The sequence below is a fragment of the Streptomyces sp. CB02923 genome (assembly GCF_001905005.1).
GTDB lineage: Bacteria > Actinomycetota > Actinomycetes > Streptomycetales > Streptomycetaceae > Streptomyces.
Map to the genome: position 1 here is coordinate 671,734 of NZ_LWKZ01000025.1, position 22,607 is coordinate 694,340.

A 22,607-nucleotide genomic window follows, 5' to 3' on the forward strand; every position below is an offset into this window, starting at 1 on the left:
GTGACCCTCGCGCTGCTCGTGCCGCTCACGGCCACCGGCTGCTACCCGGCCGACGCCAGCCCGGTACGCACGGCCGGCGCCCCGGCGGACGCCCGCCCCGGCGCGGACCACGGTAACGAACGCCTCTTCCCCGGACTCGGCAACGGCGGCTACGACGCGCGGAGCTACAACGTCCGCTTCGACTACCGCTCCGGCACGACGCGGATGCAGGCCAACTCCGTGATGGACGCCATCGCCACCCAGGACCTCTCCCGCTTCAGCCTCGACTCGGCGGTCAAGAAGGTCGAAAAGGTCACCGTCAACGGCCGCCCGGCACACTTCCGGACGAACGACGAGCGCGAGAAGCTGCACGTCGTACCCGCGAAGCCGGTGGGCAAGGGCAACGCTTTCCGCGTCGAGATCCGTTACACCGCCGACCGCTCCAAGGACCCGGCCTCGCCCGCCTATCACCTTCCGAAGGGCACCGAGTGGCCGGTCAAGAGCTGGGTCAACACCAAGGACGGCTTCGCCTTCATGGGACAGCCCGACCGGGCCCACCTCTTCTTCCCCTCCAACGACGTGCCCGCCGACAAGGCCCGTCTCACCCTCGGCGTCACCGTGCCGCGCGGCACGAAGGCCGTGGCCAACGGCGACCTCGTACGGCACCGGCAGCTCGCGGGCTCCCGCGACGAGTTCACGTACACCACCCGCGATGAGATTCCCACGGACACCGCCCAGCTGGCGGTGGGCAGGTTCCGTTCCGTCGACCAGCAGGGCCCGCACGGCCTGCCCGTCCGCAGCTGGGTGCCGGCCGAGCAGTACGACAAGACCGTCGCGAACGCACGGCGCACCGCAGGCCAGATCTCCTGGCTCGAAAAGACGCTCGGCCTGCGCTACCCCTTCGACCGGTACGGCGTCCTCGGCGTCGACAGCGACTACAACGGTGTGGCACTGGAGACCGCCACCCTCTCCACCTTCTCCGCCCGCGCCCTGACGATGTCACCGGAGAAGATCACCCCGACCATGGTGCACGAGATCGTGCACCAGTGGTTCGGCGACAGCGTGTCCGTACGCACCTGGGACGACATGTGGCTCAGCGAGGGCCACGCGACCTATTACCAGATGCTCTACTCCGCGTCCCACGGTGGCGCCGCCCTCGACACCGCCATGCAAAAGCAATACAAGGCAGACGTCACACAGCGCGCCGCAGGCGGACCCCCCGGCCGCCTGAAGAAGGCCACAAGTCTCCTCTTCAACACGGACGCCCCCGGCGCCCTCCTGCTCTACGGCCTCCACCACAAGGTCGGCGACACGACCTTCCGCAAGATAGAAACCACCTTCTTCCGCACCTACCAGGGCCGTTCAGCCAGCACCCAGGACTACATCGACATAGCCAACCGAGTCTCCGGCCAAGACCTCACCCCCTACATAAAGAGCTGGCTCTACGGAAAAACCACACCCCCCATGCCAGGCCACCCGAACTGAAAGCCGGGCACGGCGGGCTAGGAACAGCCCAGCCTGGCAGCCCCAGCCACGCGGTCATCTCGTGACAGGGCCCGATCGGCCACGCGACGGGCATGTAAGGCCGGGGCGGTCCGGGCAGCACCGGCCGGACGCATAGCCGCCACCCCGATGTTCATGACCCGGGCTGTGGACTCGCCGGAGAGCGCCTGCCACATTCTTTGCATGAATTGGTTGTCTCCGATTGCGGCTCTGCTAGGAGCTGTCATCGGTGCTGGTGCGTCACTCCTGGCTCAACGTGGCCAGTGGCGGCAGCAATTGCAAGCACAGGACCACCAAGCCCGACGCCAGTTGTACGGCCAGTACCTGGCAGCGTTACACGAGGCCGGGGAACGTCTGCATCTCCTCGCGGCAGGGGTGAAGAAGCCGGATGCCGACCTGTTCATGGAAGCCGCCCACGAAGCTTTGTCGAGCGAATCGCTGTACTCGCTGCGGGCACAGTTGGTGATCAGTGCTCCTGAACCAGTGGTGAAGGAGGTACGCAAGTCACTGCTCGCCATGCGTAACTTACGTGACTGCATCGGACGGCGTTCTCTACTCGGGTCCGAGGAACACAAAGCGGCCTATCGGGCAGTCCGGGAAACTCAGGAGCGACTCCGTGACCTGATGCGTGCAGACGTGGTCGGCCGGGGACGGTGAGCAAGGGGGCATCATGGCTGCCCCTTGCAGTACCGCTTGAGAACTCCTAACGAAATGATCTTCAGGCGGCTGGACCCGTGTCGATGACGCGGGAGAGGCCTGGTCCGGTGGCCCGTCCGGCGGCAGCCGGACCCGGATGCGTCAGTGTGTGGCGCGCAGGGTGCGGTGGGCGGTGTCGCGGAGGCGGGTGGTGTGGTCGAAGGCGATGATCTCGTGATCGCGGCACGCGACGGCGAAGGCCGCGAGGAGGCCCGGGTCCGCACCGAGCCCGACATGATGGGCACCCCGCCGTTCAGGGAGTTCCTCGCCGAGCACCCCGGGATCGAGCACCCCTGGCCCACTCCGTGGGGCGTCATGCCCGTCCTCGACCCCTGCGACAGCGACAGCCTCGGCGAGCAGATCCAGCGCGCCCTGCCCGAGACGAAGGTCGTCAAGGCGTTCGTCACCCAGGAACAGGACACCGTCGTCAACCCGGAGGCCATCGGCGGCGGGGATCACACCATGTTCGTCGCGGGCGAGGACGAGCGGCGGAGCAGCGACTGCTGGAGATGGGCGCCACCGAGCCCGCCCACCAGCCCGGCGGAAAGCACTGGACGGTCCTGCTCGCCCCCTCCGGCCAGCCCTTTTGCATCCACGGCAGCTACGGACCCCGGCGACCATGACCGTTCTGCCCCGCATCACCGCAGCCACGCGCCGCGCCCGCCTCGTCCGCCGTCATCTCCTCGTTCCTGCCGTGCGGGAGAAGACGGCTGAGGCGGTGGCCGAGGCGCTGGTCGGCTTGCACGCCACCGACCCCGCCACCGTCTTCCTGGCCACGGCCGCTCGTATGCACCGGCCCACCGTCGCCGCCATCGAACGGCCTCTCTACGACAGCACCACCGCCACCGGCTGTCCGGCGCTGGAGCGCATCCGGTGCATGCGCCGCACCATGTTCGTTCTCCCTGCCCGCCTGGCCCCGGCCGTCCAGTCCGCGACCGTCCGCGACACGCACCGGCACCGCGTCGACGCCATGGCGAAACTCCACGACACCCTCGGCTGGAACGAGGGCGGCCACGCGGTCGCCGCGCAAGGGGCGAGAGCGAGCACCGCGCACACCTGGGGCAGGTCGGCGGCGCGCAGTGCCGCGCGGCCGCCCATGGAGTGGGCCACGAGCACCACCGGTACGTCGCCGAAGTCTTCCGCCAGTTCGCGGAGTGCCTGCCGGGTGTCGTACAGGGCGTCCGCGGCGGGGCCGTTCCAGCCACGCAGGCGGTAGCGCGCCTCGGCCAGCAGCACCCCGTCGTCGGGCAGGGCCGTGGCGGTGGCTCGTACGAAGGGCTTCATCCGGAGTGCGGCGAGGTGCCACGGCCGGGACGGACGTCGGCTGGGGCGCGGCCGCCGTGCAGGAACAGCACAGCGGCACGTGCCCGGCGGGGCGTGCGGCGCGGGACCAGCGCGCGCGGGGCCGTGTCTTGAGACCGTTGTCGGTGCTCGGTCATCTACGATCCCTTCGGGCTGCACACGTCGCCGCAGGACACTCTCTCCTGGGCATTCGTGGCCGGTGGGCCGGTTGACTGGTCGAGCGGACCAATCCGCGGTCTCTCTAGGTCCGGATGACCACTGGAGACGTCCCGATCACGGAGGGCCCTGTGAAAGAAGCCGTACATATCGGCAGAAACCCGTCTGCCGGACCGGACCTGCAAGAACTGGTGGGCCGCGTGGCCCTGGGCGACCAGGACGCGTTCGCCTCGGTGTACGACATGGTGACGGGCCCGGTTCTCGGCACCGTACGGGCGGTCCTGCGTGATCCGGCGCAGTCCGAGGAGGTCGCGCAGGAGGTTCTGGTGGAGGTGTGGCGCACCGCGCCCCGCTACCGCGCCGACCGGGGTACGGCGATCAACTGGATCCTCACCCTGGCTCACCGGCGCGCGATCGACCGGGTCCGCTCCGTGGAGGCCGCCGCGGCCCGTGACCACAAGGCCGCGCTCCTGGACCGTACGCCCGACTACGACGAGGTGTCCGAGCAGGTCGAGGCCCGCCTGGAGCGGGAGCAGGTCCGGCGCTGTCTGCGCACGCTGACCGGGATCCAGCGGCAGGCCGTCACGCTCGCCTACTACCGTGGACTGACCTACCGTCAAGTCGCCGAAGCCCTGACGCTGCCCCTGGGCACGGTCAAGACGCGGCTGCGCGACGGTCTCATCCGGCTGCGCGACTGCCTGGGGGTCACCGCGTGAACCACGCCGACCTGCACACCTTGACCGGCGCCTACGCGCTGCACGCGCTGTCCGACACCGAGCGGGCCGCGTTCGAGCGACACCTCGCGGACTGCGTGGCGTGCGCCCAGGAGACCGCCGAACTCACCGCCACCGCCGCCCGCCTGGGCCTCGCCGTCTCCGTCACGCCCCGCCCCGTACTGCGCGAACAGGTGCTGCACCGGATCACCACGGTGCGCCAGGAGTCCCCCCGGGGCCCCGTGCTGCCCGGGACCGGCCGTACGCCGACAGCACGGCGGCACCCCCTGTCCCGGTGGGTGCTCGCGGCGTGCCTCGCGGTGGCCGCCGGGCTCGGCGGGACCGCGGTGTGGCAGCACCAGCGCGCCGAGGACGCCCTGGAGCAGGCCCGGCAGGCCGAGCGGAGCGCGGACGGTGTCGCCGCGGTCCTCGCGGCGCCGGACGCCAGGACCGGCTCGGCGAAGCTGGCCGACGGCGCCACCGGGACCGTCGTCGTCTCCGCCGCCCGGAACCGGGCGGTGTTCCTCGCCTCCGGGATGGCACACCCGCCGCGCGGCAAGGTCTACCAGCTGTGGTTCGACGACGGCGGGACCATGCGTTCGGCGGGACTCATGGACACCGGGAGGGTGGACCAGGCCGTGCTGATGAGCGGCACCGTCGACGGTGCGTCGGGCATGGGTATCACTGTCGAGCCCGCCGGAGGCTCGGATCAGCCGACCTCCGCGCCGGTGGCCCTGATGCCCCTCCCGGCCTGAACGGCGGGAGGGCGTGCCTCAACCACGCGGCGGCAGGGGGAAGAAGCCGGTCGTGCGAGCCACGTACTCGGCATAGCCCGGACGCTCGGCCATGTGCCGCTCAAGGAGCCGCCGGCCGCTGCCCCGGGTCAGCAGCAGGCTCATCACCAGGGGCGACACGGCGCTGACGGCCGCCGCGGCGGGCGCGTCGCAGGCGGTCAGGAACAGGCCCCACCAGACACAGAAGTCCCCGAAATAGTTGGGGTGGCGGGTCCAGCGCCACAGTCCTCGGTCCATGATCCTGCCCCGGTTCGCCGGGTCCGCCTTGAACCGCGCCAGCTGTGCGTCCCCGACCGCCTCGAAGAACAGCCCGACGGCCCACAGCACCACGCCCGCCCAGGCGAGCCCTGTCAGCGGGCCCGGCACGTACTGCGCGGCCTGGACCGGCAGCGACACCAGCCACACGAGCGCGCCCTGGAGCAGGTAGACCACGCGCAGGGCGTAGAGGTTCCTGCTGCCGGGAGCTTTGCCCAGCATGCGTTCGTACCGCGGATCCTCGCCGTGCCCGCGGCCGCGCCGGGCGATGTGCAGGGCCAGCCGCAGCCCCCACACCGCGGTCAGCACGGTCACCAGGGCACGGCGGCCCGGGTCGCCGGTGCCCGCCGACGCCAGGAAGCTCACCGCGGCGACCGCGGTGAACCCGAGCCCCCACGCGACGTCGACGATCCGGTGCACGCCTTTGCGTACGGCCACGGCGAACGTGACCAGCATGACGGCAAGCGCGGCGGATGCCGACCAGGCCAGGCCCGCCCCGAACGCGGCCCAGGCGAAACCGTTCACAGCCGCTCCAGTCCCGTGTACCAGTCCTCCGGTGTCGCGGGCACCCCGCTGGTCCCGGCTTCCGTGGGCCGGACGGCGAGGATCTGGTCGACGCCCATGCGGCGTTCCTCGAAGGCGAGGGCGCCACCGATCAGGTACAGCCGCCAGACACGGGCTGTCTCCTCCCCGACCAGGCGCACGACATCGGCCCAGCGTTCCTCCAGGGTGCGGTGCCAGGCGGCGACCGTACGCACGTAGTGCTCCCGCAGTGATTCCACCGACCGCACTTCGAGGCCGGCGGTCTCCAGGAGCCCGACGGTCTCGCCCACCTGTCGCATGTGCATGTCGGGCGCGATGTATGCCTCGATGAAGGCACCGCCGCCCGGCGCCGCCGCCCCGCGCGCCATCTGCTGCACCAGGACCCGCCCCCGCGGCCGGACCAGCCGGTGCAGCGCGCCCGCGAAGGCGGGGTACTCGGCGTCGCCGACGTGCTCGCCCATCTCGACCGTGGCGACCGCTTCGTAGCCGCCGTCGGTGATGTCCCGGTAGTCCTGGCACACCACCTCCACCCGGTCCTCCAGGCCCCGCTCACGCACCTGCTCGCGCACGTGCGCGGCCTGCTCCCTGGCCAGGGTGACCGCCGTGACCTGGGCCTTGTGCCGCTCGGCTGCGTACAGCGTGAGGGAGCCCCAGCCGCAGCCGATGTCGAGCAGCCGGGCGCCGGGCACCAGGCCGAGCTTGCGGCAGATCAGCTCCAGCTTGGCGCGCTGCGCGTCGGCGGAGGTGAACTCCGGGTCCTCGCTCGCCCAGTACCCGCACGAGTAGGCCATCGTGTCGTCGAGGAGTAGCCGGTAGAAGGCGTTGGACAGGTCGTAGTGGTGGCTGATGGCGGCCCGGTCGCGGGCCTTGGTGTGCAGGGCGCCGCGCAGCCGCGCCTGGGAAGCGGGCGGGGCCGGTGGCGGACCCACGGCACCCAGCCGGGCGGCGGCGCCGGTGGCCCGGGCCCGGTCGGCGACGGTGAGGCGGGGCGCGTGCAGCTTCCGCTCCCGGGCCGCGGCCCACATGGCGCGCAGCCCCGCGGCCAGGTCGCCGTCGACATCCAGCTCTCCGGTGACGTACGCCTGGGCCAGCCCCAACTCGCCAGGCTGCCACAGGAGCCGGCGCAGCGCACGCCGGGACCGTACGACGACCACGGGGCCCTCGGCCGGGCCGGCCTCGCTGCCGTCCCAGGCGCGCAGCCGTACCGGGAGCGGTCCGCGGAGCGCGGACTCGGTGAGCGAGGCGAGACGGTGGGCGGCCCCGGTCCTGGCGGGTCGGGTGCGGGTCATCGGCTGGTGCCCTCCTTGGTGAGCAGGTACTGCTGGACATCGAGGTAGCCCGAGCGGAACCCGGCCTCCGAGTAGGCGAGATAGAACGTCCACATGCGGCGGAACGTCGCGTCGAAGCCCAGCGCGGCGACGTCGTCCGCGCGTTCCGTGAACCGTTCGCGCCACAGCCGCAGCGTCTCGGCGTAGTGGGCGCCGTAGGCGTCCCGGCGGGCGAGCGTGAGCCGCGTGTGGTCCCGCACCGTCCCGGCGACCGCCTCGACCGAGGGCAGCAGCCCGCCGGGAAAGATGTACTTCTGGATCCAGGTGTACGTGGAGCGGCTGGCCAGCAGCCGGCCGTGGGGCATGGTGATGGCCTGCAGCGCGGCCCGCCCGCCCGGGGCGAGGCGCTCGTCGAGGGTGCGGAAGTAGACGGGCCAGAACTCGGCGCCGACCGCCTCGATCATCTCGACGCTGACGACCGCGTCGTACGTGCCGCGCGCCTCGCGGTAGTCGCGCAGTTCGACCGAGACCCGCTCGGTCAGCCCGGCCGCGGCTATGCGGGCGCGGGCCCAATCGCGCTGTTCTCGGGAGAGGGTGAGCGAGGTGACGTGGGCGCCGCGTGCGGCGGCGCGGATCGCCAGCTCGCCCCAGCCGGTGCCGATCTCCAGAACACGGTTGCCCTCCCGCACCTCGGCGAGGTCGAGCAGGCGGTCGATCTTGCGGTGTTGGGCGTCGGCGAGCAGACCGGGGCCGGCGGGCAAGGCGCGGAAGACGGCCGAGGAATAGCTGAGCGTCTCGTCGAGGAACACCGCGAACAGGTCGTTGGACAGGTCGTAGTGGTGGCGGATGTTGTCCCGGGAGCCGCCCGGGGTGTTGTGCTGTTCCTGCGGCCGGCGCGGCGCCCACAGTCCGCGCAGCCGCTGGAGGGACGCGGGGACGAGGTCGGCGGCGTGGGCGGCGAGGACGGTGAGGGCGGCCACCAGGTCGGGGGCGTCCCACTCCCCGGACATGTACGACTCGCCGAAGCCGATCAGGCCCCGCGCGCCGATGCGGCGATGGAACGCCTCCGGCTGGTGGATGTCCAGGACCGGACCGCCCTTGCCGAGCACGGTCCCGTCGGCGTACCGCGCGCGCAGCGGCAGCTGCCGCAGGGCGCGCCGCACGACGGCGGCGGCCACCGCGGTCCGGGCGCGCGAGGCGCTGGGCGGTGCGGCGACGTCGGGCCAGCGGGCCGGGTCCACGGTGTGCGGTGCGGTGACCGGTGGCGCGGTGGTGGAGAGGGACTCTCCTGTGCTCATGAGACGTTCTCCGGAGTGCTGTGGTCGGGACGGGGGCCGCGAGGCTGATGAGGTTTACGGGACTCACGAGGCTCGCGGGGCTGTACGGGGAGCCCGCGCAGGTACAGGCGGATGCCGTGCAGCCGGATGGCCGCGGAGACGGCGAGGGTGGCCCACGGCCGGCGCAGCGCCAGCCGCAGCAGCGTGCGCACCCGGACGTCCCGCCGGGCGCCGCGCACGGTCGCGGTGAAGGGTCTGCCGCCGTCGCGCTCCAGGTGCACGGTCAGGTCGACCCGGTCGCCCGGCTCGGGCAGGCGCATGCGGTAGCGGCCGTCGACGGGGAAGAACGGCGAGACGTAGAACTCCTTGCCGGTCACCGCCCGCCCCGAGCCGTCGGGGTGCAGCAGGTAGCAGTGACGGCCGCCGTAGGTGTTGTGGACCTCGGCGACGATGCAGCGCAGGGCGCCGTCGGGGCCATGGCACCAATAAACGGTGAGCGGGTTGAACACGTACCCGAAGACCCGCGCGTGGGTGAGCATGACCACGTCGCCGCCGGCCAGGTCCACTCCGTGACCGGCGAGGAAGGCGTCCAGGCCCGCACGGACGGAAGGATGGTCGCCGTCGAAGTGGTCACGCGGGTCGAAGCGTGCCAACACCCTTGTCGGCCGAGGCAGTTCCGGCGGACGGTCGGGGTCGATGAGCCACATGTACGTGCGGTGCCGCAGCGCGTACCGCCGCGGCGTGGTCCGTAGGTGGGAGATCGCCACCTGGTACAGCGCGGGAGCGGCAGTCACCACCTCACCCCCAGCGCGGCGGCGGCCATCACGCCGGAGCGGCAGCCGTCCTCGTGGAAGCCCCAGCCGTGGTACGCCCCCGCGAACGCCGTGACGGCGGTGTTCAGGCCCGGCAACTGCTGCTGTGCGGTCACCGACTCCGGGGTGTACACCGGGTGTTCGTAGACCATGCGGGCACGGACCCGGGCCGGGTCGACACGGTCCTCGCCGCCCAGCGTCACCACGTACGTCTCGGCGGCGTCCAGACGCTGCAGCCGGTTCATGTCGTAGCTGACCCGCACCCGGTCGGCGCCCGCCGCGCAGGACGGCATCAGGTAGTTCCACGAGGCACGGGCGCCCCGGGCGCGCGGCAGCATCCCGGTGTCGGTGTGCAGGAGCGTGGTGTTGCGGGAGTACCGGAAGGCGCCCAGGACCTCCTTCTCCCGGGCAGTGGCGTCGGCCAGCAGCTTCAGGGCCTGGCCCGGGTGGGTGGCGACGACCACCGAGTCGTACGAGCGGGTGGTGCCGTCGTGGGCGGTGAGGCTGACGCCGTCCGGATGCCGCCGCACAGCCCGGACCGGGGCCGCCGGGCGCACCTCGTGCACCTCCCGGGCCAGGCGGTCGACGTAGGTGCGGGATCCGCCGGTGACGGTGCGCCACGTGGGCGATCCGCCAACCGAGAGCATCCCGTGATGGTCGAGGAACCGGAACAGGTACGCGGCCGGGTAGCGCTGCGCGGTGGCGGCGTCGCACGACCACACGGCCGACACCAGCGGGGTCATGAAGTGCGTACGGAAGTAGCGGGAGAAGCCCTCGCGGTCCAGGAACTCGCCGAGCGTGAGACCCTGCTCGGCTCCCTGTGTCAGGTGACGGCGTGCCGCCCGGTGGAAGGCGGGCACCTGCGTCAGCAGCCTCAGATAGGCCGGGCTCAGGGCATTGTGGGGCCGGGCGAACAGTCCGGCGGGGCCGCGCGCACCGGCGTACTCCAGGCCGCAGCCCTCGCACCGTACCGACAGGCTCATCTCCGACTCCTGCGTCGTGACGCCGAGTTCGGCAAGCAACCGCACGAGATACGGGTAGCTGCGCCGGTTGTGCACGATGAAGCCGGAGTCGACACGGTGCGCCGCCCCGTCGGACGCGACCAGGTCATGGGTATGGGCGTGTCCGCCGAGCCGGTCGTCGGCCTCGTACAACGTGACGTGGCGGGCGCGGCCGAGCACGTACGCGGCGGTGAGCCCGGCCACCCCGCTGCCGATCACTGCTGTGCGACGCCCCTCCTGACGAGCGTCGGCAGCACGCTCCGCACCTTCTCGTGAGCCGCCCCCTGGCGCCTTGGACATCGTCTCTCCTCCCCAGCCGATCCGGATCTGTTCCCACTGGTGATCCGGAGACGGCCGCAGACCGGATTGGCGGGGGAGGAAATGCGGGGAACGGCCCGTTATCCGGCCGATCCAGCGCGGCACACCCCCGAGGAGAGGGCGCCGCATCCCCCGATCGGGGTGCGGTACCAATCCGCACCGGGCGCGAGGACGGATTCCGGAGCATGGACGACGTCATGCAGCAGCAGTCGCAGTCGCCGCCGCTTCGCGGTATCGCACGCAGGTCCCTGGGCGCCCTGAGCGGTCTGATCGCCGGGTACGCGGCGCTCGCGACTGCTGAACTCGCCTCGGCGGCGGTACGGCCCGAGGCCGGGCCCGTCGTCGCGGTCGGCGGGGCGGCCATCGACCGTACGCCCCCGGCGGTCAAGGACTGGGCGGTCCGGGAGTTCGGCACGAACGACAAGCTCGTGCTCCAGCTCGGCATCCTCGCCGTGCTCACGGTGCTCGCCCTGACGCTGGGGGCGCTCGCCGCGCGCCGCCGTGCGCTGGGCTCGGCGGGGGTGCTGGTCTTCGGGGTGGTCGGTGCCCTGGCCGCGGTGAGCCGTCCGGACTCGACCGGTGCTCTCGATGCCCTGCCGTCCGTGGTCGGGGCGATCCTGGGCGCCGGGCTCCTCCACTGGCTCGTCGGACGCCTGGACGGGGTCGGAGCGACCGCGGTGGTCCCGCGTGAGGAACGGGGGCCCGGGGCAGGGGAGGCTCCCCCGGCAGGGCCTGGCTGGGACCGGCGCGGCTTCATCGTGGCGGCCACCGCCGCGGCCGCCGCTTCCACCGGCGCCGGGCTCGCGGGCCGGGCCCTCAACGGCTCCAGCGGCCAGAACGCCGTGGCCTCCCGCAGGGCGGTGAAACTCCCCGCACCGGCGTCGCCCGCACGGCCCGTCCCCCGGGGCGCCGCACCACGGATCGCGGGACTGAGCCCCTTCACGACCCCCAACGGCGACTTCTACCGGGTCGACACCGCCCTGGTGGTACCCAAGGTCGACGCCACCACCTGGCGCCTGCGGATCCACGGCAAGGGCGTCGACCGCGAACTCACCCTGTCCTTCGCCGACCTGCTGAAGATGCCGCTCACCGAACGCGACATCACCCTGACCTGCGTCTCCAACGAGGTCGGCGGCCCCTACGTCGGCAACGCCCGCTGGATCGGCGTACGCCTGGCCGATCTGCTCCGGCAGTGCGGCGTCCGGCCGCCGTCGCAGGGCGGGCCCGCCGACCAGCTCGTGGCCCGGTCCGTGGACGGCATGACCATCGGCAGCCCCGTCGAGGACGTCATGGACGGCCGCGACGCGATGCTCGCCCTCGGCATGAACGGCGAACCGCTCCCGTTCGAGCACGGCTTTCCCGTCCGCATGGTGGTGCCCGGTCTGTACGGCTACGTCTCGGCCTGCAAGTGGATCCAGGACATCGAGCTGACCACCTTCGACGCCTACGACGCCTACTGGGTCAAGCACGACTGGGCCCGGCGCGCGCCCGTCAAGACGCAGTCCCGGATCGACACCCCCAAGCCGTTCGCCCGTCCGAAGGCCGGGACGGTCATGGTCGCCGGGGTCGCCTGGGCCCAGCACCGGGGCATCGACAAGGTCGAGGTCAGGGTCGACGACGGCCCGTGGGAGGAGGCCCGCCTGACCGCCGAGGACACCACGGACACCTGGCGCCAGTGGACGTACGAGTGGCGGGCCGCGAAGGGCGGCCACACGCTGACCGTCCGCGCCACCGACCGCACCGGCCGGACCCAGACGGAGGAGCGCGTCCCGACCGTCCCGGACGGCGCGTCCGGCTGGCACTCCGTCCTCGTCACCGTCGACTGAACGGACAGGGCCCAGGAACGCCCGAGGGGTGCGCGGCGACCGCCACGCACCCCTCAAGCGATATCCCCGGTCAGTGCCCGGTCAGCTCTTCGGCATCAGGACGTTGTCGATGATGTAGACGTTGGCGTTGGCCGTCTTCACGTTGCCGCACACCACGTTGGCGCTGTCGTTCACCTTGAACTGTTCGCCGGAGCCGGACGTGGTGACCTTGGACTTCTCAAGGGTCTCGAAGGAGCCCTTCTTCAGGTCCTCGGGCGCCAGCTTCTGCCCCACGACGTGGTGGGTGAGGATCTTGGTGAGCTGGGCCTTGTCGTTCAGGACCTTGTCCAGGTCCGCCTTCGGGATCTTCGCGAACGCGTCGTTGGTGGGCGCGAACACCGTGATGTCCTTGGCGTTGTTGAGCGTGTCGACGAGACCGGCCTTCTTGACGGCCGTGACGAGCGTCGACAGGGCCGGGTTGTTCGACGCGGCGGTGGCGACCGGGTCCTTGGCCATGCCGTCGAACGAACCGGCGCCGTCCTTCGGCACGGACGCGCACGCCGACCCGAACGGGGCGTCCTTGCCCGCCGTGTCCCCACCGGCACCGGTCTCGTCCGATCCCTTGGACGCGGCGGGCGAGGAACTGTCGGCGGCCTTGTCCTTGGAACCGCTGTCGGAGCAGGCGGTCAGGGCCAGCGGCAGCAGGGCGGCAGCGGCGATGGCGACGGCGGCACGACGGAATCGAGTTTGCATGACATTCCCTCAACGGTCGGTTCGCTGAAGGCGGTCTGCCTCCAACGCCCGTAATCCGGAGCGGTGCGGCCGGTGGACTGGTCCGTCACCTGGACGAGTGAGGCGAGGACCCGAGAGCTTTGAGACGCGTCGCCGCGAGGCTGGTTCGTTGGGTTTCTTCTCTTGAGCGTCGAGCCGGTCGTTGCCGTTGCTGCTTGTTCCTCTAGTAGGCGAGCGATTTGAGGACTTCTCCCTACCGGTGCCTGCGTACTGGTGGTGGGATCTCCGCCCTCGCAGTCGTGCCCTGCAACGGGAGGGCCGGGTGCCAGAGGCTGGTACCGGCCCCCAACCGGTCGGACAACACTGACCGGCATCCATTCGCACCCCTGATTGAGACTTTGGCAGCCTGCCTTGCCCGTCGCCCGCACGATCGCACTGACCGCTTCACAAAGGCACCGGCTGAAGAAGACCGCCCGCGGACACAAAACTCTTTACCAGGCCCGTATGCGTGCTCAGATCGTGCTCTGCGCGGCACGCGGCCACTCCAACGTACGGATCGCCCGGGAGACTGGCCTTCATCTGGACACCGTGCGGACCTGGCGAGGCCGGTTCGCCGAACACGGCCTCGCCGGCCTGACGGCGAGCCCTACGCCAGCGCCAAGTGCGTGTTCTGGATCGTCGGCAACGGCTCCTCCCACCGGGGCAAGAAGGCCGCCGACCGGCACACCGCCGATCACCAGTAAGAACCCTCCGCCGCACTCGCAGCTTGACCGACCCCCGAAGGACTTCCGGAACGGACCACTAAGGTCCGCAGGTGTGCCCGATGAGATGGCGCCCCTGCGCCGCAAGCCTTCAAGTCCCAAGTCCCAAGTCCCAAGTCCCAAGTCGCTGTCTGAGGATATACGGCATCTTCTGGTCAGCATCGGCTTGCCTGGATCGGACACCGATGAGCGGGCACGTGCCCACGGCATCGTTGTTACTGAAGCCGAAGGCGACGCGGCGTTCGTGGAGTGGTTCATCCCTCGTACCTTGCGTGAGGCAGCCGCGATAGAACAGCGCGAAGCGGATGACGACGAGAACGGCTGCCAGTAGACCTGCCCCATTACTCATCGATAACCAGTGATGGCAGCTTCTGCGCTCAGTCCATCCCGGCCGGCAACCCGGCGACCTTGACGGCGACAGTGGGCATTTGGAGACCGCATCAAGCCGACCGCGGCTGGTGCGAGATTCCTGCAATTCTGCCGCCTGCCTATGAAGCCTCTATCCGTCTGTGATTCCGATTGCGCGCGTTCTCGATAACCCCTCGTAATTTGGCAGCGATGTGCGGAATCCTGGGGGAGCCCGTCCCGGCGTAGGTCAGAACTGGCAACCAGCGGCCAGGTCGACGATCAGTTGGCCCGGCCTTCGCCGTCCGGGCGCGGCAGCGCCAGGAGTATGTGCGGATGCACCGTTGCAGGTCACCCGGTGGAGTGTGGCGCGGGTCATGAAAGTGCGTCTCCCGATTCGAGATGACGGGAGGTCATAGCTCTCGAATGAGAGCTATGACCGTCAACTCGGTGCGCTGATCGTCGCCTTGTGGCACGCGAATGGCACGCGGTCCCGAATTGGTCTAGACAACAAACAAGTCCCAGGCCGCTGACCTGGGACTTCGTTATGGAGCGGGTGACGGGAATCGAACCCGCGCTCTGAGCTTGGGAAGCTCATGTTCTACCATTAAACTACACCCGCTTGAGCGCCGCCCGTAGTGAGGGCGATGCAGCGTCGCACACTCTACCCCATCGTTGGCCCCCGGTGCGTTTGGCCGTGGGGGCCGGTCGTGTGGGTGGGGTGGGTTGCGGGTGGGGGTGCGGGAGTTGGGGCGTACGGTGGGGGCGCGGAGTGCCGCTTTCGGCTGCGCCCAGTTCATCCCCTAATGTGGCTTTTGTTGTCCACGCACTTGGGAGAGGGACTTGATGGAGCGCACCGTCGTACGTTGTGCCGAAGGGCACGTGTTCAGCACCGCTTCGTTTCCCATGCAGACCACGGACCGGCTCGGCCCCGGCCGGCTGCTGCGGTGCCCGCGCTGTGCGCGGCTGCGGCATTCGGTGCCGGTGGCGGGCGGGAAGCGCTGAGGTCGAGGCCGCCGGGCCCTGACCGTACGCCGTGGGGCGGCGGTCCAGTGGGGGGCCGGGTGGAGAGGCGAAGCGGACGGCAGCCGGTGGAGCGGCTGTGAGATGTCCGGGCGAGGGCCCGGTCCCCGGAGACGGGGGCCGGGCCCTCGGCGTAAGTGGAGACGGGGCCCCGTCCTCGGCGTAGGTGGGGGCGGCCCTTGGGCGCAGGCGGGCCGGTCCTCGGGAGTGGGGTGAGGCCGGTCCTTGGGAGCAGGCGGGCCGGTCCTTGGGAGCAGGCGGGCCGGTCCTTGGGAGCGGGCGGGCCGGTCCTCGGGAGTGGGCGGGCCGGTCCTCGGGAGGGGTGGGGCGGTCCTCGGAGAGGTCTGAGGGGGCGGTGGTGTGCGGGGTGGGGGCGGCTGGGCGCGTATCCTCGGTGCGTGCTTCTCTCAGACAAGGACATCCGGACCGAGATCGACGCGGGCCGGGTCCGCATCGATCCCTACGACGAGTCGATGGTGCAGCCGTCGAGTATCGATGTGCGCCTCGACCGGTACTTCCGGGTGTTCGAGAATCACCGGTACCCGCACATCGACCCCGCGGTGGAGCAGCAGGATCTGACGCGCGAGGTGGTGCCGGAGGGGGACGAGGCGTTCATCCTGCACCCCGGTGAGTTCGTGCTCGCCTCGACGTACGAGGTCATCACGCTGCCCGACAATCTGGCGTCGCGGTTGGAGGGGAAGAGCTCGCTGGGCCGGCTGGGGCTGCTGACGCACTCGACGGCCGGGTTCATCGACCCGGGTTTCAGCGGTCACGTCACGCTGGAGCTGAGCAATGTGGCGACGCTGCCGATAAAGCTGTGGCCCGGTATGAAGATCGGGCAGCTGTGCATGTTCCGGCTGTCTTCGCCGGCCGAGCATCCGTACGGCTCCGCGAAGTACGGCTCGCGGTATCAGGGCCAGCGGGGGCCGACGCCTTCGCGGTCGTTCAAGAATTTTCATCGGACACAGGTCTGAGGGTGCGAGAGAACCAGTGAGTGGTGTGCGGGAGAACCTGACGTACGAGCGCTTCGGCGGCGCGATCCGGGACCTGGCGCAGACGATCGCCGACGACGGGTACGAGCCCGACATCGTGCTGTCGATCGCGCGCGGCGGCGTCTTCGTGGCCGGCGGCCTGGCGTACGCGCTGGACTGCAAGAACATCCACCTGGTGAACGTGGAGTTCTACACCGGGGTCGGTACGACGCTGGAGATGCCGGTCATGCTGGCGCCCGTGCCGAACGCGATCGACTTCTCGGACAAGAAGGTCCTGATCGCGGACGACGTGGCCGACACCGGCAAGACGCTGAAGCTGGTGCACGACTTCTGCCTGGGGACGGTGGCCGAGGTCCGCAGCGCGGTGATCTATGAGAAGTCGCACTCGCTGGTGAAGTGCGAGTACGTGTGGAAGCGCACGGACGAGTGGATCAACTTCCCGTGGAGTGTCGAGCCGCCGGTGGTACGCCGTGAGGGGCAGATTCTCGACGCCTGAGTGAGGGCGGTCCGCCGAGGGTGGTCCATCGAGGGCGATCCACCGAGGGCGGTCCACCAAGGGGGGTCCGCCGCGTGCGGCCCGTGGGCCGTCCGGGGGCGGTGACGGAGCCGTCCGGGGGCGGTGAGGATCGGAGTCCGGCCCGGCGGTCGGACGGGGAAGCGCATCGGGGCAGTGACGGGCCCGGTGCGCTTCTTGCTGTCTCCGGGGGCGACGGGCCGACGGGGCGACGGACTCGTGCGGTGTTTGGAGGGCGGCCTGTGAATTCGGGCCAATCCCGTTCCGGCTGTTCCACCTTGCACTACCTCCGAGTAGAAACCGGCGGTGACAGCAGACCGGAGGGGAGGCCCAAGGGTGCGTGCGAGAGCGGGGCGGCTGTTGGCCGTCGCAGCGGCGTTGGCGGTGGGGTTCGGCGGAGCGGGCGGGGTCGCGGGGGTGGGCGCCGGTACGGCGGTGGCCGCACCGGCGGGCTCCGCGGCGGCCAGGCCGCTGCCGCCCGAGCTGGAGAAGATCCGGGCGGCCGAGGCCGTGAAGCTGTACGGGGACGCCGCCGAGCGGCCGGCCGCGCAGCGCAAGTCCTCGCTGATCTCGCTGGGCGACAGCGAGATAGCGGGCGAGGGCGTGGGGTCGTACGAGCCGGGGACGAACGGGCCCGACAACTGGTGCCACCGCTCGCCGGACGCCGCCATCCACCGGACCGGGATACCGGCGGACGTGACGTACAACGTCGCCTGTTCCGGTGCGGCCACGGGGAACATCAACATCGGCGGGACCAAGCAGTACGCCGACGAGCTGGTGCAGAGCGACAACCTGGCGGTCAAGGCCAGGAACACCCGGCTGAAGCTGGTGCTGCTGGTCGCCGGGGCCAACGACGACTTGCAGTTCGGACCGGTGATGACGGACTGCGTCGTCCGCTGGTTCACCTTGCAGGGCACCTGTGAGCCCAAGTATCAGCCGGGGTGGCAGGGCCGTGTCGACGCGCTGGTGCCCAAGGTCGAGCAGAGTGTGCGCGATGTGCGGACCGTGATGCGCGACGCGGGGTACGCGGACGGCGACTACCAGCTGGTCGTGATGGGCTATCCGAGCCCGATCGGACCGGATATCGAAGACAATCCGAACTTCCCGGGCAAGATTCCGGGCGGGTGCACGGGCCACACCTCCGACGCGGCGTGGGGCCGGAACACGGCCGTACCCGCCTTCGAGAAGGGGATGCGGAAGGTCGCGGCGGACACCGGCGCGAGGTACCTCGACAACTCGCGGCTCTTCCACGGGCACGAGGTGTGCATGGAGGACGCGTGGGCCCGCGGGCTGCACGTGGACCTGACGAACCCCTTCCCGCCGGACGCCAACTCCGTACGGCAGTCCTTCCACCCGAACGTGCGCGGCCACGGCGCCTTCGCCTCCTGCCTCACGCAGCTGTACGCGTCGGACCGGCGCGAGGCGTCCTGCGCCGACCTCGCGAGCACCGGGCAGCCGAAGCTGTTCCCGCTCGCCTGGGACGACGTGTACAAGCCGCTGAAGAACGCCGGTACGGGCAGCTGCGCGGACGCCAAGGGCGCGAGCAGCAGTAACGGTACGGCGGTCGTGGGCTGGGACTGCAACGGGCAGCGCAACCAGGGCTGGTGGCACGACGCGGAGCGCCGCTCCGTACACGTGGGGCTGACGCAGGACCGGTGCCTGGACGTGCCGGGCGCCAGGTACGAGCCCGGGGCCGGCCTGGTGCTGTGGAACTGCTCGGGCGCGGCCAACCAGCAGTTCACGAAGGACACCGCGAGCGGATCGGTCCGGCCGGCGGCCGCGCCGGGACTGTGCCTGACGCTGGGCTCGGCCAAGGACGCGGTACGGCTGCAGAAGTGCGACGGGTCGGCGGCGCAGCGGTTCGCGTAGCGGACGGGCGTCGGCGGGGGCCTGGGGTTCCGGCAGGGACCGGATGGCTCCGGTAGGAACAGGGTGGCTCCTCCGGCAAGGGTTCCGGCAGGGACCGAACGGTACGCGGAAGGCCCCGCTCCACCCGGAGCGGGGCCTTCTGTGAGTGGCGTGGGCGTACGGCTAGAGCGTGCCCAGCTTGACCAGGGCGAGCAGCGCGACCAGCTGGATCGCGGAGGCGCCCAGCGCCTTGGGCCACGGCAGATCGTGCGACTTGCTCACCATCGAGGTGAAGAGCGCGCCCGCGGCCAGCCAGGTGGCCCAGCCGATGACCTGCACCAGCGTGCTGTCGCCGCCCAGGAACATCGCGAAGAGCAGCCGCGGCGCGTCCGTGATCGACATGATCAGCATGGACAGGCCGACGGTCGGCTGCCAGGCGCCGTCCCCGCCGAGCTGGCGGGCGAGGGTGTGGGTGACCGCGCCCAGGATCAGCCCGCCGATGACGAACATCACGGCAGTGATCAGCACCCACGGGATGCTGTTGGAGAGCGTGGCGTTCAGCACGTCCTCGCGGGCCGTGTCGAAGCCGAAGACCGCGAGCAGGCCGTAGACGAAGGTGACGATCAGGGCCGGGCCCCAGACCGGGTGGTCGCGCATCTGCCAGAACGTCGGGTTCGGGCGGGTGACCAGGCCGGTCAGCAGCTGCTTCCAGTGCAGGCGGGGGCCGGGCGGCGGGGCCGTGGCCTGGCCCGCGCGGTAGGTGCCGCCGTCGGCGTAACCGTCGTCGCCGTACGGGCCGCCGGGGCCGCCGGGGCCGCCCTGGGTGTACCCGCCGTTGTCGTACCGGCCGTTCGGCTGTCCGCCGGGCGGGCCGTACGCGTCCGGGGCGTCGCCGACGCTGAACTGCTGGGTGTGGCCCGGACTGTTGTCGTTGGCGTACGGGGCGTAGGACTGCTGCTGCGGCTGGTAGCCGCCGTCACCGAAGTACTCGGGCTCGCCGTGTCCGTCGCCGCCGTGCCGGCCTGCGGGCTGCGGGCCGCCGTACGGCTGCGGGGGCTGCGGCGGCCGGTGCGGTTGCTGCTGCTGCCACTGCTGCCCGTGCGGAGACGGGGGCTGCTGCCCGTACGGCTGTCCCTGCTGCCCGTACGGAGCCTGCTGCCCCTGCTGCTGCCCCTGTTGCGCGGAACGGGTGTCCCGTCCGCGACCCATCCTGAATCCAGCCACGTCGACGAACGTACCTGGTCTCGGCGGCCGCGTGGCCGGGCCCGGGGGCCCGGGGCGGCTTTGCTGCCGACCTGTGACATCCCCTAGGGGAGCGGAGGCGGGCCCCCGAGGGGATGCGGTGTTGCGGGTGCGGCCTGTGGGTGTGCGGGGGCGCCCCGGGAGGCGGGACGGGCGGGCCCGGGAGGCGGGACGGGCGGGCTCGGGAGCGGGTCGCGCCGGCCGTTCCACCGGCCCGTGAAGCATCGGATCATCGTCGTCCGACGCCTCACGGGCGGGGGTCCGGCCACGGTTACGGGGGGATACCGGCCGGTCATCCAGGGGCCGGCCCACCGGTGAACACCGCCGTCGGCATTCACGGACGGACGATCGCATCGGCGTCGCCGACTCGACCCTGGCACCCCAGACCGTAGCGGTGCGGGAGCGGCGGCATGATCCATTCTGCGCAGCCGGTATCCGGATCACGCTGCGTGTTCGCCGCCGCCCTCTCACGGCGCGTGCAGCGTCTGCGAGGGCGTCTCCCCGAACCGCTCCCGGTAACTGCGCGCGAACCTTCCGAGATGCACGAAACCCCACCGGTACGCCGCCTCGCCCACACTCAGCTCGCCGGGCCCCGCCCGCCGCAGTTCGTCCCGTACGCGGCTCAGCCGTACGTCGCGCAGGTACGCCATCGGCGACATACCGACGTGCCTGCGGAAGCCCTCCTGGAGCCACCGCACGCTGACCCGCGCGACGGCGGCCAGCTCCGCGGTGTCGAAGGGGTGCTCGGGCCGCCCCTGGATGGCGTCCACCGCGCGCTTCACGGGCGCCGGACGGTAGGACGGCGCCGCCGGAGCCGACGGCTGGGCCAGCTCCTCGCGGTGCGGGTGCTCGGCGGCCAGCAACAGCCCGCTCAGCAGCGCCTCTTGCAGCGGCGCCGACACCAGCGGCTGGTGCATCAGCCCGCCCGCGTCCTGGACGTCCCGTACGGCCGTCCGGACCAGCCGGGCCCAGCTGAGGCCCGCCCCGCGGGTCACGTCGAGGCCGGGGGCGAAGCGCACCGGGGTCCGCACGGGGCGGCCGAGCAGCTGCTCCAGATGCTGCTCCAAGTCCGCCGTACGGATCTTCACCGCGAGTAGCCGGCACCCGCCGCTCCACCGGTCGATGGTGGTGACCCCGTCCGGCTGGAACACGCCGGCCCGGTCCGGCGTGGTGGTCTCCGCCTCCCGCGCCCCCTGCCGCCACTGGATGCTGCCGCTCAGCGGCACGTCCACGTGGTACGCGCCCAGCTCGCCGAACCGCAGCCGCACTTCGCTGCCGAACCCCACCTCGCCGACGGTGACCGCCCCCAGCCGTACGACGTCGAAGGACGCGCCCACGTCGTCCTCACGGGACAGCCGGTCGATGTGGCTGGCGTAGAACGTCTCACCGATCGCCCACCGCGCCTCGTCCAGGTCCGCCGTCCGCAGGGACAGCACGGACGGCACGGACGGCACGGACGGCACGGGCGGGGTGGCGGCCCCCGGCTCCGCAGACATGTTCAGTACGACCCTCTCCCCCGGGCAGACAGAACCGTCCGTCCGGTTCAGGCCGCCTCACCTGCGCACGGGGAAACCATATGTGCATCCCACAGCCGTCCGGCGGGCGTCATCCGCATCCGGTGCGCTGCACATGGACTTGGTACGGCGTGCTCCGCTTCGGGGGACCGATCAGGACGTTTTCGCCGGGCCCCGCGCCACCCGCTCGTACAGCTCCCGGGCCCCCTTGCCGAACAGGACGGCTGTCGAGTCGGCGTCGGTGTCGCCGCCGCTCAGCACGCCGATCAGGCGGCCGGGGCGGCGGGCGTCGTGGTGGTCGGCGAGCCAGGGGCCGCCGCTGGTGCCGTCGTGGAAACCGCCGCATCTCATCGCGACCATGTACGGCTCGTCGTCGTCGCGGCGGGTGTCCGTGGTGCAGGTGACCGGGCGGTTCCCGGGGTTGTAGGCCTCGTTGGGGTAGCCGACGACGGTGACGTGGCGGCGGGGTCCGGAGGACCAGTCGGGGGTGGCGGCGCCGACGACCTCCTGCACGCTGCGGCCCTGGGCGTCCGGTTCGACGGTCAGGAAGGCGTAGTCGCCGCTGTCGTCGTCTTCCTCGCGCCACGCCGTGGGCACGTGAACGCCGCTGACCTTCCACTTCCCGTACGGGAACGAGCCGTCCCCCTCGCCGTCCCCGGAGAAGCGCGGCGCGAACCGGAGGTCGCCGGTGATCGCGCCCGGTTCGTACCCGTCGGACGCGTCCTCGTCCTGGAAGTGCACGCAGTGCGCCGCGGTGGCGAGCATGTTGCCCTTCGGGCTGTCGATGACGCTCGCGGTGCAGTGGTGGTCTCCGTCGGCGATCAGGACGCCGACGAAGGGGAGGCCCTCGAAGGGCCGGGCGGAGGGCTGCGCGGGATCCGCCGCCTGCGACGTGCCGCACCCGGTCAGCGTGACGAGTGCGGTGAGCACGGCGGCCGCGGCGAGGGCGGCGGAAGCAGCGGGTCTCATGTACAGGACGGTACGTCGTGACGGACCCGGCACGTCGCGACGACTTCGGTACGTCGTGACGTGGACGGTGCGATGTGACGTGGACGGTACGTCGTGACGTGGACGGTGCGTCGTTACGGATGCGGTGCGACGTGACGCGGCAGTACGTCGTTACGCGGGCGGTACGTCGCTACGTGGGCGGTACGTCGCGACGCGGGCGGCGCGTCGCTACGGGCGCGGTACGTCGTTACGTGACCGGTGCGTCG

At 71.2% G+C, this 22,607-nt stretch carries 21 protein-coding genes, 1 tRNA gene and 1 pseudogene; 11 read left to right on the plus strand and 12 right to left on the minus strand.

The genetic code is table 11. From position 1 onward, the window contains the following. Complete coding sequence (locus A6A06_RS31190) at window positions 1–1,464, plus strand: M1 family metallopeptidase (protein WP_242441031.1); 1,464 nt, start codon at window positions 1–3, stop codon at window positions 1,462–1,464. 201 nt (window positions 1,465–1,665) lie between these two features. Continuing rightward, window positions 1,666–2,139: a hypothetical protein gene (locus A6A06_RS42270; protein ID WP_199931279.1), complete on the plus strand. Its 474-nt coding sequence runs from the start codon at window positions 1,666–1,668 to the stop codon at window positions 2,137–2,139. Between the two features lie 141 nt (window positions 2,140–2,280). Here A6A06_RS42270 and A6A06_RS43190 read toward each other — a convergent pair whose 3' ends face one another. Next, window positions 2,281–2,469, minus strand: a complete 189-nt coding sequence (locus tag A6A06_RS43190; protein ID WP_073765670.1) for a hypothetical protein — start codon at window positions 2,467–2,469, stop codon at window positions 2,281–2,283. A gap of 14 nt (window positions 2,470–2,483) precedes the next feature. On the opposite strand from A6A06_RS43190, the gene A6A06_RS43195 reads away from it, so the two are divergent. After that, complete coding sequence (locus A6A06_RS43195; protein ID WP_073765672.1) at window positions 2,484–2,801, plus strand: VOC family protein; 318 nt, start codon at window positions 2,484–2,486, stop codon at window positions 2,799–2,801. A gap of 202 nt (window positions 2,802–3,003) precedes the next feature. Here the strand turns inward: A6A06_RS43195 and A6A06_RS43830 are convergent, their stop codons facing one another. Next, window positions 3,004–3,462, minus strand: coding sequence for an alpha/beta fold hydrolase (locus tag A6A06_RS43830; protein WP_073765674.1), 459 nt, complete (start codon window positions 3,460–3,462; stop codon window positions 3,004–3,006). A 305-nt stretch (window positions 3,463–3,767) separates the two neighbouring features. Between A6A06_RS43830 and A6A06_RS31210 the strand changes: the two genes are divergently transcribed. Beyond that, window positions 3,768–4,352 carry a sigma-70 family RNA polymerase sigma factor gene (locus tag A6A06_RS31210; protein WP_073765676.1) on the plus strand — a complete coding sequence of 195 codons (585 nt, stop codon included), beginning with the start codon at window positions 3,768–3,770 and terminating at the stop codon, window positions 4,350–4,352. Continuing rightward, complete coding sequence (locus tag A6A06_RS31215) at window positions 4,349–5,104, plus strand: anti-sigma factor (RefSeq protein WP_073765678.1); 756 nt, start codon at window positions 4,349–4,351, stop codon at window positions 5,102–5,104. The genes A6A06_RS31210 and A6A06_RS31215 overlap by 4 nt, the downstream gene beginning before the upstream one ends. Before the next feature lie 18 nt (window positions 5,105–5,122). Here A6A06_RS31215 and A6A06_RS31220 read toward each other — a convergent pair whose 3' ends face one another. Genes A6A06_RS31220 through A6A06_RS31240 form a run of 5 tightly spaced genes read right to left on the minus strand, consistent with a single transcriptional unit; the run spans window position 5,123 to window position 10,518 of the window. Continuing rightward, entirely contained in the window at window positions 5,123–5,923 is an 801-nt protein-coding gene (locus A6A06_RS31220; protein WP_073765680.1) for a DUF1295 domain-containing protein, read from the minus strand. Continuing rightward, complete coding sequence (locus A6A06_RS31225; RefSeq protein WP_073765682.1) at window positions 5,920–7,230, minus strand: SAM-dependent methyltransferase; 1,311 nt, start codon at window positions 7,228–7,230, stop codon at window positions 5,920–5,922. The genes A6A06_RS31220 and A6A06_RS31225 overlap by 4 nt, the downstream gene beginning before the upstream one ends. Beyond that, the gene (locus A6A06_RS31230) at window positions 7,227–8,507 is read right to left on the minus strand and encodes an SAM-dependent methyltransferase (protein WP_073765684.1); all 1,281 of its coding nucleotides are present in this window, start codon (window positions 8,505–8,507) and stop codon (window positions 7,227–7,229) included. The genes A6A06_RS31225 and A6A06_RS31230 overlap by 4 nt, the downstream gene beginning before the upstream one ends. Further along, entirely contained in the window at window positions 8,504–9,280 is a 777-nt protein-coding gene (locus tag A6A06_RS31235; protein ID WP_073765686.1) for a DUF1365 domain-containing protein, read from the minus strand. The genes A6A06_RS31230 and A6A06_RS31235 overlap by 4 nt, the downstream gene beginning before the upstream one ends. Further along, window positions 9,277–10,518: an NAD(P)/FAD-dependent oxidoreductase gene (locus A6A06_RS31240; protein WP_073765688.1), complete on the minus strand. Its 1,242-nt coding sequence runs from the start codon at window positions 10,516–10,518 to the stop codon at window positions 9,277–9,279. The genes A6A06_RS31235 and A6A06_RS31240 overlap by 4 nt, the downstream gene beginning before the upstream one ends. A gap of 284 nt (window positions 10,519–10,802) precedes the next feature. On the opposite strand from A6A06_RS31240, the gene A6A06_RS31245 reads away from it, so the two are divergent. Beyond that, window positions 10,803–12,443 carry a sulfite oxidase gene (locus tag A6A06_RS31245; RefSeq protein WP_073765690.1) on the plus strand — a complete coding sequence of 547 codons (1,641 nt, stop codon included), beginning with the start codon at window positions 10,803–10,805 and terminating at the stop codon, window positions 12,441–12,443. 81 nt (window positions 12,444–12,524) lie between these two features. Here A6A06_RS31245 and A6A06_RS31250 read toward each other — a convergent pair whose 3' ends face one another. Further along, a complete protein-coding gene (locus A6A06_RS31250; RefSeq protein ID WP_073765692.1) occupies window positions 12,525–13,175 on the minus strand; it encodes a fasciclin domain-containing protein in 651 nt (216 codons plus the stop codon). Between the two features lie 483 nt (window positions 13,176–13,658). On the opposite strand from A6A06_RS31250, the pseudogene A6A06_RS43200 reads away from it, so the two are divergent. Further along, a pseudogene (locus tag A6A06_RS43200) lies at window positions 13,659–13,802 on the plus strand (helix-turn-helix domain-containing protein); the annotation flags it as partial. Between the two features lie 168 nt (window positions 13,803–13,970). Next, window positions 13,971–14,246 (plus strand): hypothetical protein, encoded by a 276-nt coding sequence (locus A6A06_RS42280; RefSeq protein ID WP_199931312.1) that lies wholly within the window; start codon window positions 13,971–13,973, stop codon window positions 14,244–14,246. A 562-nt stretch (window positions 14,247–14,808) separates the two neighbouring features. Here A6A06_RS42280 and A6A06_RS31260 read toward each other — a convergent pair. Further along, window positions 14,809–14,882: transfer RNA gene (locus tag A6A06_RS31260), tRNA-Gly, on the minus strand. A gap of 799 nt (window positions 14,883–15,681) precedes the next feature. Between A6A06_RS31260 and dcd the strand changes: the two genes are divergently transcribed. From dcd to A6A06_RS31275, 3 genes are all read left to right on the plus strand, one after another. After that, window positions 15,682–16,257, plus strand: coding sequence for a dCTP deaminase (gene dcd, locus A6A06_RS31265; RefSeq protein WP_073765694.1), 576 nt, complete (start codon window positions 15,682–15,684; stop codon window positions 16,255–16,257). 16 nt (window positions 16,258–16,273) lie between these two features. Continuing rightward, the gene (locus A6A06_RS31270; RefSeq protein ID WP_073765696.1) at window positions 16,274–16,771 is read left to right on the plus strand and encodes a phosphoribosyltransferase; all 498 of its coding nucleotides are present in this window, start codon (window positions 16,274–16,276) and stop codon (window positions 16,769–16,771) included. Between the two features lie 354 nt (window positions 16,772–17,125). Then, window positions 17,126–18,658, plus strand: a complete 1,533-nt coding sequence (locus tag A6A06_RS31275; RefSeq protein WP_079194463.1) for a ricin-type beta-trefoil lectin domain protein — start codon at window positions 17,126–17,128, stop codon at window positions 18,656–18,658. A gap of 162 nt (window positions 18,659–18,820) precedes the next feature. On the opposite strand, the gene A6A06_RS31280 is transcribed toward A6A06_RS31275, so the two are convergent. The 3 genes from A6A06_RS31280 to A6A06_RS31290 form a co-directional block, all read right to left on the minus strand. After that, complete coding sequence (locus A6A06_RS31280) at window positions 18,821–19,846, minus strand: Yip1 family protein (protein ID WP_073765700.1); 1,026 nt, start codon at window positions 19,844–19,846, stop codon at window positions 18,821–18,823. A 500-nt stretch (window positions 19,847–20,346) separates the two neighbouring features. Continuing rightward, window positions 20,347–21,375 carry an AraC family transcriptional regulator gene (locus A6A06_RS31285; RefSeq protein ID WP_242441032.1) on the minus strand — a complete coding sequence of 343 codons (1,029 nt, stop codon included), beginning with the start codon at window positions 21,373–21,375 and terminating at the stop codon, window positions 20,347–20,349. A gap of 171 nt (window positions 21,376–21,546) precedes the next feature. Further along, on the minus strand, window positions 21,547–22,362 hold the full coding sequence (locus tag A6A06_RS31290) for a trypsin-like serine peptidase (RefSeq protein ID WP_073765702.1): 816 nt from the start codon (window positions 22,360–22,362) through the stop codon (window positions 21,547–21,549). Window positions 22,363–22,607: the final 245 nt, after the last annotated feature.